Source organism: Ruminococcus sp. OM04-4AA (assembly GCF_003462585.1).
Taxonomy (GTDB): Bacteria; Bacillota; Clostridia; order Lachnospirales; family Lachnospiraceae; genus Mediterraneibacter; species Mediterraneibacter faecis.
In genome coordinates this window covers 1-1,096 of sequence record NZ_QTZH01000157.1, presented here as the reverse complement: position 1 = coordinate 1,096, position 1,096 = coordinate 1, and the positions used below count along the sequence as shown (strand labels likewise).

The following is a 1,096-nucleotide window of genomic DNA, read 5'->3' as shown; positions in this document are numbered from 1 at the left end:
TTATTTTAGGTATGAAAAATATGGAAGAAAAAAGAAAATTTTTAGATGGAAATAGTAAATTTTTAGAAATAGTGAAAATGCTTCCAGAAGGAAAAAAAGAAAATTTTTAGATGGAAATAGTAAATTTTTAGAAATAGTGAAAATGCTTCCAGAAGGACAATATTTATATAAACGTTTTGCATCATCAGAATGTGGTGAAAACAATGAATTAGAGGATGGATGTAAAAGATTCAAAGTTGCTTATAAGTTTTTATTTGGTGATGCTGAAATAAGTGAATTAACTGCGATAGGGCTAAATATTAGTCGTAGCTGTAAAGAAAAAATTCTTTCATATTGTGGACAGATGTAGTTGCGCTAAATTGACGCAATGGATTGGATGCTTACTCATCAGCTATCATCTAAAAATCTTTCTACCGGTGAAAAACTTGCTATGACAGAAGAATTTCAAAAAGAAGTTGCTTTGGAGAACGAAAAGAAAAAGTCAGAAGCTCAAAAAACTTTTCAAGGAAATCAACATGTGGATTTCACTCCAATTGGAGTGAATAGCAAAATTGATGGAAGAAAAGATTCTTGGACAGATTCACAAACAGCAAAGAAACTTGGTAGATGTATCAAAGAACTTGAAAGAATTTATGGAATTGAGCATGGCAATAATCAGTTTGATAGGACTCCGAAAGTTTCGGACTCCTTGAATCAAGAACAATTAGCGGAAATGATTGGGATTTCGGTAGATACTCTCAATAATTATAAAAAACTTACAAAACTTATTCCTGAATTAGAAGATTTAGTTGATACTGGTATCCTTGCACCAACTACTGCACTTGCAATAATATCTTTACTTGACAATAACAGGAACTCATAGCGATTTGTTTTAAAGAAAACCCTCCGGTTTGTAGTGCCGGAGGGAATTTTGTATCTAAAAGGAAATTTCATCAATAGGTAAGTATTCAATACGATTATTGTAAATGTCTTTGAGACTTTTACCAGTATATTCAGTTACTTCTGCCTGTAATTTTGAAAAATAATATGCTATTTTCTTTTGATTTTCATTATCTTCATCATTACTAAAAGAATCTAAAATTTGCATTATACTGCG

Annotated in this window: 3 protein-coding genes; 2 read left to right on the top strand and 1 reads right to left on the bottom strand. The window is 30.8% G+C overall.

Translation table 11 applies throughout. The features are described 5' to 3' along the window. The first annotated feature begins 142 nt into the window (after positions 1–142). Positions 143–349: a hypothetical protein gene (locus DXB52_RS15890; protein WP_118108093.1), complete on the top strand. Its 207-nt coding sequence runs from the start codon at positions 143–145 to the stop codon at positions 347–349. A gap of 18 nt (positions 350–367) precedes the next feature. Continuing rightward, positions 368–862 carry a hypothetical protein gene (locus tag DXB52_RS15885; protein WP_118108090.1) on the top strand — a complete coding sequence of 165 codons (495 nt, stop codon included), beginning with the start codon at positions 368–370 and terminating at the stop codon, positions 860–862. A gap of 54 nt (positions 863–916) precedes the next feature. Here the strand turns inward: DXB52_RS15885 and DXB52_RS16290 are convergent. Further along, positions 917–1,096, bottom strand: a 180-nt coding sequence (locus tag DXB52_RS16290; RefSeq protein WP_181989241.1) for a hypothetical protein, incomplete at its 5' end; no start/stop codon positions are given.